Consider the following 10,529-nt stretch of genomic DNA (forward strand, 5'->3'; position numbering starts at 1 on the left):
GCCTGGGCCCACCACGGTGACCCGGCTCGCCGCCGACGTGCCGCGCTCCGCACCATCACGGTGTGACCGACATCGTCGAGACGGCCTGGCGCGCGACCCTGACCACTGCGGACCGGCATTCGTCGGTACCGCGGACGAACTCGCCGCTGACGAGAAGGCACGCGGCAGCGATCGCTCACGGAACCCGTGAGCGCTTCCGCCAGATCGAGGTCCGGGCTCCTGGACGACTGCCCCGCGACTGACGGCGCACACGCCGCCCCGAACGACCACCCGCTCACCCCAGCTCGCGCACCATCACCACGTACACGTCCCCGCTGTCCTGCGACCGCGCCTCGCTGACCTTCCGGTACCCCCACGCCCGGTACGCCGCCGTCGCCTCCTCGGCGTCCCGGTGGACGTCGACCAGCACCCGTTCCGTACCGACGCCGTCCAGCAGGGTCTCGTGCAGGGCGCGGGCGACGCCCCGGCCGCGCCACGGTGCGCGGACGGCGAGTTCCAGGAGGCCGAAGGTGCGGTGGCCGTCCTCGCGGCGGACGTCGGGCGGGACCGGGGTGGTCAGGTGGTCCCACCAGTCCGTGTCGGGGGGCAGCGGGCGGCCGTAGGCCATGCCGACCGGCTCGCCGCCCGCGGTACGGGCGAGTGCGGCGCGGAACGCGGGGTCGCGGGCCTGGGTGCGGAAGCGCCGGAAGGCGGCGGCGACGTCGTCCGGGCCCTCGCCGTACGGCGGTTCCGCGAACGCCTCCGCGTACACCAGGCTGAACGCCTCCTCCAGCCGCGCCGCGCCCGGCCCGTCCAGGCGCTCGACGGTGACGGGTCCCTCGTGCGTCGTGTGCCGTGTGCGATGCATGGGACCAGGATGAGGCCGCGGGGCGCGCCGTGTCAGGGCGTGGGCTCGCGTCGATGCTTCGGCTCAGCGCCTGACGCGGTTGCGGACGGCGAGGACCGCCAGGCCCAGGAGGACCGGCTCGGTCAGGCGGGACGCCATTTCGATGTAGCTGCCGGCGGTGGTCAGGTCCTGGCCGGAGGAGCGGAACACCACCGAGTCGAGCGTGACCCCCAGGGCCTTCTCGAAGCGTTCGCCGGTGGACCTGTTCCCGGTGGGGAATCCGTGGCTTCCTGTTTCTTCGCGCTGTGCCAGAACGGGTTCTGGTCCTACCGGCGTTCCCTCGCCGGCGGTGCCGGGTCGTCCTTCGAAGTCGGGGTTCGGCTGCTCGGGTGGAGGGTCTCGTCCTACGCTGGGCTTCTTGTCCGGTGACGCGTGGGGGTGTTGATCGTGTTGGTCGAGGGACTGATCGCGGTGGCTGCGGCTGGTGGCGGGGCGATCGTGCAGGCGGCGGGTACGGATGCGTGGGCCGGGATCCGCAGCGGTGTCGCGCGGATCTTCGGTCGCGGTGACTCGGGGCGGGAGCAGGCCGAGCTTGAGCGGCTCGACCAGACCCGCGCCGAGCTGGAGTCGGCCGGTGACGGTGCCACGTCCGAGCGGGTGCAGACCGTGCTGGTCACCCGCTGGCAGACCCGGCTGGAGATGCTGCTTGAGCAACTTCCGGACGAGGAGCGGCAGCAGGTGGCCGCGGAGTTGCAGGCCCTCGTCCAGCAGGCGCAGGCCCAGGCCCCGGTGCAGAACACGCACAACGACTTCAGCAACGCGACGTTCACCGACAGCCAGGTCCTCGGCAGCGGGACGCAGAACAACACGTTCAACCGGTAGCGGCACGGGCAGCGGGTGCGATGGCGAGCAACAAGTCCGGCAAGCGCAAGAGCGGCGGGAAGAAGAGCAAGCGCCCCGGACAGGGGCAACGCACCGGCAGCAGCTTCGCCGGTGGGTCGTTCGAGCGCAGTCAGGTGGTCGGCAGCGGGACGCAGAACAACACGAGCATCAACCTGCAGGCGTACGCGGCGGTGCCGACCGCACTGAACACCCTGCCCGGGCTGCCGCAGGAATTCACCGGCCGCGACGACGAGATCGCCAAGATCCTCTCCCTCTTCGACCCGGGGACGACGGCTTCGGGCGCGGCGGTGGGCTCGGTCGCGGGGCTGCCGGGCGTGGGCAAGACCACGCTCGCCCACGCCGTGGGTCACGCCGCGCTCGACAAGGGCTGGTTCACGGGCGTGCGGACGGTGAACCTGCGCGGCTACGACCCGACCCCCATCCCGCCCGAGGACGCACTGGAGGCCCTGCTGCGGGGCCTCGGCGTCGCGGCCAAGCACATCCCGCCCACGCAGGACGAGCGGGAAGGGCTCTACCGGTCCCAACTCGACGCTCTGGGAAGGGCGGGGGAGCGGATCCTGATCGTGGCGGACAACGCCTCGACGTCCAACCAGGTGCGCCCGCTGCTCCCGGCCCGCCACCACGCGGTGCTGGTGACCTCCCGCCACACCCTGCCCGGGCTCGGCGCCCGCCTGTTCAACCTCCACCCCCTCCAACCGGACGCCGCCGTCGACCTCCTGGGCCAACGGCTGGCGGTCGCGGATCCTGACGACCGGCGCGTCGAGGACGAGCCCGCTGCCGCGGAGGAACTCGCCGCGCTCTGCGGCTACCTGCCCCTGGCGCTCCAGATCGCCGCCGCGCTCCTCGCCGACGACCCCGACCAGCCGCTCTCCGAACGGGTGCGGATGCTCACCGACGCCGGCAGCCGCCTCGGCGGCCTCGACGACGGCGAACGGAACCTGCGCGCCGTCTTCGACGAATGCCTCACCCGGCTCACCCACCAACAGGCCGACCTCTACCGGCTCCTGGGACTCCACGTCGGCCCCGACATCTCCACCCCCGCCGTCGCGGCCCTCACGGACCAGCCCGCCGACAAAGTCACCCTCCTCCTGCGACAGCTCGTCCAGGCACGCCTGCTCATCCAGAACAGCCAGGCACGCGACCGCTGGTTCATGCACGACCTCCTGCGCGTCCACGCACAGGAGCAGGCCCGCACGATGATGGACAGCGGACGTGCCTCCCGCCGACGCTACGAACAGTCCCGCACCCGCCTCACCGGCCACTACGTCCGACACGCCGAAGCAGCCGACACCCACCTGCGCCCCCCGGGCCACACCGTGTCGACGCTGTTCCCCGGACGGGACCAGGCGCTCGCATGGTTCGACGCCGAACGCGAGAACCTCCTCGCCACCACCCACACGCACGCCCGAACCCAGATCGCTCTGGACCTCGGATTCGCCCTCGGCCCGTACTTGGACCGGCGACGGCATCTCCAAGATCTGGTCACTGCCCGCGCTCATGCCCTCGCGGCCTGCCAGGCGCTCGGCGACACGACCAATCAAGCCAGCGCCTGGAACAACCTGGGCACCGCGCTCAAGGAGCTGAAGCGGTACACCGAAGCGCACGACGCCCACCGCACCGCGCTCAGCCTGTTCCAGCAGAGCGGCGACACCCACGGTCAGGCCGGCGCCTGGAACAACCTCGGCAACGCGCTCAAGGAGCTGAAGCGGCACACCGAAGCGCACGACGCCTGCCGCACCGCGCTCAGCCTGTTCCAGCAGAGCGGCGACACCCATGGCCAGGCCACTGCCTGGAACAACCTGGGCACCGCGCTCAAGGAGCTGAAGCGGGGCACCGAGGCGCTTGACGCCCACCAGACCGCCCTCCAGCTCTACCAGCAGAGCGGCGACACCCACGGTCAGGCCGGCGCCTGGAACAACCTGGGCACCGCGCTCAAGGAGCTGAAGCGGCACACCGAAGCGCACGACGCCTGCCGCACCGCGCTCAGCCTGTTCCAGCAGAGCGGCGACACCCATGGCCAGGCCACTGCCTGGAACAACCTCGGCAACGCGCTCAAGGAGCTGAAGCGGCACACCGAGGCACGCGATGCCCACCAGACCGCCCTCCAGCTCCACCAGCAGAGCGGCGACACCCACGGCCAGGCCTTCGCCTGGAACGGCCTCGGCAACGCGCTCGGGAAGCTGAACCACTACACCGAGGCGCTTGACGCCCACCAGACCGCCCTCCAGCTCCACCAGCAGAGTGGCGACACCCACGGCCAAGCCATGGCCTGGAACAACCTCGGCACCGCCTATCGGGGGCTGGAGCGCCATGCGGAAGCGATCGCGGCAGGCGAGAAGGCAGCCGCGATGCTGGCCCAAGAAGAGGACTGGGCACGCACCGGGGAAGCCTGGGGCGAACTCGCCACCACCCTGAAGGCATCCGGTGCCGAACCGTCCCGCGTCCGGGACGCATGGGAGCAGTCCGCCACCGCCTACACCCGCGCCGGCGACGACGAAGCCGCAGCAGCATCCCGTTCCAACGTCGAGGGCCCAGACGCCACGGAGTAAGTGGGCAGCAGAGCACCGGACTTCTCTCAGCCGGGCCCGCCCTTCGTGGTCGGTGGCGTGCCCAGCGCCGCGAGGGACACCGCGTCCGGTCCGAAGCGGGCTCGTGCCCGGTCCGCTGCCGCTTCCAGGCGGTGGGCGCGGTCGTCTTCGGGGTCGAGGGTGAGTTGGTGGGTGGCGTGGTCCGCGGGGGCGATCGCTTCCGCGCGTAGCGTCACGCCGCGTACCCGTGCGCGTTGCAGGGCGAGGGAGGCGTACATGCGGGTCGCTTCCGTTGCCAACGCGCGGGAGTGGGCGGTGGGTTCGGGCAGGGTGCGGGTGCGGGTCGTCGTCGTGCGGTCGGCGTACGTGATGGTCAACACGAGTACGCCCGTGACCTGGCGTTCGCGTCGCAGGCGCCAGCCGATTTCCTCCGCGCAGCCCAGGAGGGCCCGGTGGTGTTGTTCGGGGTCGAGTTCGTCGCGGCCGAACGCGCGGACCGCGGCCACCGACCGCGGCGGCGCCGTCGCGGACACCCGTCCCGCATCGACGCCCCGCGCCGCGTCCGCGAGCGCCCGTGCCGCCGGTGTGCCGAGGATGCGGCCGAGCGTCACGGTCGGTACGCGTTGCACGTCGCCGACGGTGTGCAGGCCGTACGGGGCCAGGGTGCGCACGGTCGCGGGGCCGACGCCGGGCAGGACTCCGACCGGTAGCGGCGCGAGGTACGCGGCCACTTCCGCCGGGGCCGTCGGGGTGCAGCGGATCGCGCCCGGCGGACCGGACTGCGCGGCGATCCGGGCCAGCAGCGGGTTGGGGCCGACCCCCACGGTGCAGTCGATCCCGTACACCGCGGCCACCCGCAGCCGCACCAGCGCCGCCAAGTCCCGTGCGTCGCGCCCGAAGTAGCGGCGGGCGCCCGCGACGTCCGCGTACGCCGCGTCCGGTGGGAGGGCCTGGACGATCGGGGTGATGCCGCCGAGCAGACCGATCAGCCGGCGGTACACCGCCTCCGTACCGGGGTACTCGAAGCGGCCGTCGTGGTCCTGGAAGTCTCGTACGGCGAAGTGGACGTAGAGGATCACGGCGACCTACCCCGCACTTCCGCGGCTCGCGTGGTGCAGCGTCCGGCCGCCCACGAGGGGGACGCCGGGCGGGCGCAGGTCCGCCCAGGCGTGCATGACGTAACCGGTGGGCTCGGTGAGGGTCCGGCCCTGCTCCTCCCGGCCGGCCCTCGGCGCGTACGGCCTGGCCAGCCGGTCCGCCACCGCACCCGCACCGCCGTCGCGGTACAGGTCGATCAACTCGCCCAGGTCCCACGCCGCGACCCCGGTGACGCTCAGGCTGTGCGGCTTGCCCCGCGGGCGGGCGACCGTGCCGCGCACCAGCAGCAGCGCGCTGTGGAAGACCGTCGAGGCGCAGCGGTCGTGGCTGTCCTCGAAGAAGGCCAGGTCGGACAGGCCGGTGGGGTCGTCGAGCGTGGCGAAGATGACCCGGCGCCCGCCGCGGATCGGCGGGGTCTGCGTGGCCGTCTTCACCCCGGCGACCAGCACCGTCGTCCCGTGCGGCAGCTCCCCGATCCGGGCGGCCGGGGTCACGCCGATGTCCGCGAGCAGCGGGCGGTGGTCGTCGAGGAGGTGGCGGGTGACGTCCATGTCGAGGACGTCGAGTTCCGCGGCGAGCTGGTCCCAGTCGTCCATCGCGGGCAGCCCGCCGTCATCCCGTACGGCTCCGGTGCCCTCGTCCCGTACGGTCCCGGTCCCGCCCTCGTCCCGGACGGCTCCGGCTCCGACGCCGTCGTCCCGTACGACCCCGTCCTCGTCACCCGCCGCGGCCACCTCGACCGCCTCACCCGCCCCACCCAGCGGGAGTTGTCCCTCACCCACCGACTCCCGCCCGTGCCGGTGCAGTTCGGCGATCTCCAGCAGCGCCTCGCGCCGCCCGACCCCGCCGGCGACCCCGTCCAACGCGCCCACCCGCGCCAGCCGTTCGGCCACCGGTCGGCTCGGGCGGGCGCGCTGCCAGAAGTCCGTCAGGGAGACGTACGGGCGTCCCGCCTCGATCCGCCCGGTCTCCGCCTCGCTGATGCCGCGGACGTGCGCGAGCCCCAGCCGGACGCCCCACTTCTCCGCCCCGCCCTCAGACACCAGTTCGATCACGGATGCCCCGCGGGACGCATTGACGTCCGGCAGCAGCACCGGCACCCCGCGCCGCCGCGCGTCCGCGACGAAGACCCGCTTGTGGTACATCCCGGGGTCGTGGGTGAGCAGCCCCGCGTAGAACGCCGCCGCCCGGTGGGTCTTGAGCCAGGCCGACTGGTACGTGGGACGGGCGAACGCCGCGCCGTGCCCCTTGCAGAAGCCGTACGCGCCGAACCCCTCCAGCACGGTCCACACCTCCCGCACCACCTGCGTCGAGTAGCCGCGGCGCCGCGCGCGGTCGGCGAACCAGGCGCGCAGCCGGCCCTGTCGGTCCCGGTCGGAGAGCGCGCGCCGGGCCTCGTCCGCCTGGCCGAGGTCGCAGCCCGTCATCCGTTCCATGATCCGGATGACCTGCTCGTGGAAGACGACCTGGCCGCCGGTTTCGGCGAGGATCTCCCGCAGGTCGTCGTGCGGGTAGCGGACCGGGACGCGGCCGTCGCGGACCGCGATCAGCGGGTCGATCATGTTCGCGGCCACCGGCCCCGGCCGGAAGAGGCTGATGTCCAGGGTGATGTCGTCGATGGTCCGGGGCCGCAGTCGCCGCACCAGGTCGCGCTGGCCCGGTGACTCGATCTGGAAGCAGCCCATGGTCTGGGAGGAGCCGATGAGTTCGTACGTCGCCGGGTCGTCCAGCGGCACCTGCGCGGGGTCGTCGACGTCGAGCCGTTCGCCGGTGACGCGTTCGACCTCGGCGACCGCGTGCGCCAGCGTCGACTGCATCCGCACGCCGATCAGGTCCGCCTTGATGTGCCCGGTGTCCTCCACGTCCTCCTTGTCGAACTGCGCCATCGCGATGCCGTCGAGGGTGGTGGGCACGACGGGGGTGCGGTCCAGCAGCCCGCCGTCCGAGATCAGCAGGCCGCAGGGGTGCATGGCGGTGCCGTGCGGCAGCCCGTCCAGCGCCTCCACCAGCGCCCACAGCCGGCCGTGGTCCTCGCCCGCGACCCCGCGCAGCTCCGGCAGCTCCCGCAGGGAGGCCCGCACGTCCTTCGCGCGGATCTGCGGGAACGCCTTCGCCAGCCGGCGCGCCTCGTCGGGGTCGATGCCGCGGGCGCGGGCGACGGCCTCGATCGCGCCGCGCGCGCGATACGTCTCGTACACGGCGAGGGTCGCGACCCGATCGCTGCCAAAACGTTTCAGCACGGCTTGGTAGACCTCCACGCGCCGGGCGCTCTCCACGTCCAGGTCGATGTCGGGCATGGCGGTGCGGTACGCGGAGAGGAAGCGCTCCATGACGAGCCCGTGCTCGACGGGGTCGACCGGGCTCATCCCCAGCAGGTGCACCACCAGCGAGCCCACGCCGGAGCCGCGCGCCGCGATCCGTACGCCCATGTCCTGCACCAGCCGGACGATCTCCGCCATGGTGAGGAAGTAGCCGGCGAGGCCGAGGCCCGCGATGATCCGCAGCTCCTTCTCCAGCCGGTCCCAGCGCTCGCCGTCCCGGTGGTGGCCGCGGTGCATCATGGCGCCGGCGCAGCGGGCCGCCAGCTCCCGGTCCGCGGACTCCCGGGTGGCGCCGATCAGGTGCGGCTCGGGCAGGTGGAGCCGGCCGAGGCCGAAGGCGTCGCCGGGGTCGACGACGCAGGCGTCCGCCGTCTCCTCCGTCGCGGCGAGCAGCGCGCGGGCGCGGCGGGCCACCGAAGCCGCGCCCGCCGCGTCGGCGACGCGCTCGGCGATCCGCTCCATGCCGCCGGCGTCCTTGAGCCAGCGCTCCCCGCCGTCGAGCGAGGCGCCGTCGCGGACGTCGACGGGCACCAGCAGCCGCGCCGAGTCGAGGATGTCCGCGACCTCGCCCTGGCCGGGGTCGGCGTACCGGACGGCGTTGGTGAGGACGGCGGTGACGCCCTGCTCGTCGGCGAGGGAGAGCATCCGGGCGGCGAGCCGCAGGGAGCCGGGGCCGGCGCCGGGGCGGTCGTGGCAGGACACCTCCAGGCGCAGGGCGGCGCCGAACCGCTCGCGCCAGGGCTCCAGCAGCCGTACGGCGCGGTCCGGGCGGCCCTGTGCGAGGGCGCGGCCGACCTCGGAGTCCGCGCCGAGCAGCACGAACAGCCCGCCGTCGCCACCCTCGGCAGCGGCGTCGGCGGCCCGGTCGAGGTCGTCCCAGCCGACCCCGCCGTCCGCGGACGCGGAGACGAGCCGGCAGAGGGCGGCCCAGCCCGGTGCGGTACGGGCCAGGAAGACGGCGCGCTGGGCGGGCTCGGTGACGAAGACGCCGCCCTTGGCGGGGGTGCGGGGATGCGTGATCCCGGCCGGTGCGCCGCCCGCGCCGGGGCGGGGGACGGCGGGCGCCCCGAGGTCGCTGCCGAACAGCGGCCGGATCCCGACCGCGGCGCACGCCTTGGCGTGCCGGACCGCGCCCGCGAGGCTGTCCCGATCGGTCAGCGCGAGCGCGTCGAGACCGCGCTCGGCGGCGCGCAGGGCGAGATCGCGGACGTGGCTGGCCCCGTACCGCAGGGAGAACCCGGAGGCGGTGCGGAGATGCGTAAACGACATGCGCACCTCCTCTCACCAGCCACAACGCTCCCTCCGGCCGACGGCCCCACGTGACTTCCCGACCTCACGATAGACCACTATCGAAGAAATGTTCGAAATTGAGGGGAGGGTCACCGAGCGGAGAGACGTATCCGACATTTCGAACATATAGCACTGGGTCGTGTGGTGTGAGCGGGTGGCCGCCATGCGGTGACCCGCGCAGTTCCTCCCCGCCCTGCGTCACCTGGACACACCCGCCGTTTCCCTGCGGGAGCGTTGGTCTCACCGGCCAGCAGGCAGCGCGACAACACGGCGCGTCGCACGGCGAAACCGCTGCTTTCAGGGGCGTCGAGGGTGCCCGAGCGTCGGCGGGACGTCCGCCGCCGTCGGCAGCCACGCCCACGCCCCCGCCCCCGTCGCCGCTCGCGCCGCCAGCTCCCGCAGCTGCGCCCGCCCGGCCTCGCGCGCGTACCGGACCAGCCGCGGCAGCTCGGGGTGCGGGTTCCCGGTGTGCCACACCAACGACCAGGGATAGACGGGGGCGGGCGGGGTCAGCGGGATGCGGTGCAGCCGCTGGTGGTTGCGCCACACCACCCGCGTGCGGTCCCCGACGAAGGTCAGCCGCGCGCCGGCCCCGTCGATCGCGCCGGACCGGTCGACCGCGCCGGACCGGTCGACCGCGCCGGACCGGTCGATGGTGTCGAGCAGTGCGTCGATGCCGAAGTCCGGCCCGGACGTGTCGACGGCGAGCGCGAAGTCCCGCGCCAGCTCGCGGTAGAAGGCGCCCCACTCGCGGCTCTCGGGCAGGCCCGGCATCCACACCGGGTGCGGGGCGAGGTCCGCCAGCGCAAGGCCGTGCGCGCCGGCCAGCGGGTGCCGCCCACCGACCACCACCTCCAGCTCCTCCAGGCACACGAGCGCGCTCGCCAGCCGCCCGTCCCACTCCGCCGCGGGCCTGCGCAGATATGCGAAGGCCGCGTCCACCTCGCCGTCCAGCAGCGCCCGTACGGCCGACTCCGCGCCGTCCAGGGTCACGACCTCCAGCGGGGTGTCCGGGTGCGCGCGGTGGAAGTCGCGCAGCACCTCCGTCGAGGCGAGCAGGTTCCGCAGCACGTCGACCCGGAGCGGGCGGCCCTCGTGCCGTACGGACTCGACGGCCCGGCGCACCGCGGCGAGCACGGCGCGCGCGTGCGGCAGGAAGGCGCGCCCTTCGGCGGTCAGCTCGGCGCCGGTGGGGACGCGGGCGAACAGCGCGACGCCGAGGGTCGCCTCCAGCGCCGCGACGCGCTTCGACACCGCCTGCTGGGTGATGCCGAGCCGGGCGGCGGCGTGCCGGAACTGCCCCTCCTCCGCCACCGCGACGAAGGTGCGCACGGCTTCCAGGTTCATCCCCTCGCCCCTCAACTCCATCCCCCGAAGCTACCGCGACAACCCGCGGTTGTCGGAAGGGCCGTTCCGTTGTTTGATCGCCCGCGCCGCCCCCGATTTGAATGGGCGAATGCCCCCGACGAAGCCGCCCTTCACGCATCTGCACGTGCACACGCAGTATTCGCTGCTGGATGGTGCGGCGCGGTTGAAGGACATGTTCGCCGCGTGCAATGAGAT

6 protein-coding genes and 1 pseudogene are annotated in these 10,529 nt (G+C 73.4%); 2 read left to right on the top strand and 5 right to left on the bottom strand.

Annotated elements, in window-relative coordinates:
• Positions 1-274 precede the first annotated feature (274 nt).
• Together AB0E05_RS18795 and AB0E05_RS18800 are read right to left on the bottom strand one after the other, a co-directional pair.
• The gene (locus tag AB0E05_RS18795) at positions 275-847 is read right to left on the bottom strand and encodes a GNAT family N-acetyltransferase (RefSeq protein WP_361964698.1); all 573 of its coding nucleotides are present in this window, start codon (positions 845-847) and stop codon (positions 275-277) included.
• Between the two features lie 63 nt (positions 848-910).
• Positions 911-1,093 (bottom strand): annotated as a pseudogene (locus tag AB0E05_RS18800) (hypothetical protein); the annotation flags it as partial.
• 180 nt (positions 1,094-1,273) lie between these two features.
• Between AB0E05_RS18800 and AB0E05_RS18805 the strand changes: the two are divergent.
• The gene (locus tag AB0E05_RS18805) at positions 1,274-1,708 is read left to right on the top strand and encodes a hypothetical protein (RefSeq protein WP_361964730.1); all 435 of its coding nucleotides are present in this window, start codon (positions 1,274-1,276) and stop codon (positions 1,706-1,708) included.
• A 20-nt stretch (positions 1,709-1,728) separates the two neighbouring features.
• Positions 1,729-4,278, top strand: a complete 2,550-nt coding sequence (locus AB0E05_RS18810; RefSeq protein ID WP_361964700.1) for a tetratricopeptide repeat protein — start codon at positions 1,729-1,731, stop codon at positions 4,276-4,278.
• A 26-nt stretch (positions 4,279-4,304) separates the two neighbouring features.
• Here the strand turns inward: AB0E05_RS18810 and AB0E05_RS18815 are convergent, their stop codons facing one another.
• From AB0E05_RS18815 to AB0E05_RS18825, 3 genes are all read right to left on the bottom strand, one after another.
• A complete protein-coding gene (locus tag AB0E05_RS18815; RefSeq protein ID WP_361964702.1) occupies positions 4,305-5,336 on the bottom strand; it encodes a hypothetical protein in 1,032 nt (343 codons plus the stop codon).
• A gap of 6 nt (positions 5,337-5,342) precedes the next feature.
• The gene (gene dnaE, locus AB0E05_RS18820) at positions 5,343-8,945 is read right to left on the bottom strand and encodes a DNA polymerase III subunit alpha (protein WP_361964704.1); all 3,603 of its coding nucleotides are present in this window, start codon (positions 8,943-8,945) and stop codon (positions 5,343-5,345) included.
• 318 nt (positions 8,946-9,263) lie between these two features.
• Complete coding sequence (locus AB0E05_RS18825; RefSeq protein WP_361964706.1) at positions 9,264-10,334, bottom strand: LysR family transcriptional regulator; 1,071 nt, start codon at positions 10,332-10,334, stop codon at positions 9,264-9,266.
• Positions 10,335-10,529: the final 195 nt, after the last annotated feature.

The sequence above is a fragment of the Streptomyces sp. NPDC048057 genome, from assembly GCF_040653095.1.
Classification (GTDB): Bacteria; Actinomycetota; Actinomycetes; order Streptomycetales; family Streptomycetaceae; genus Streptomyces.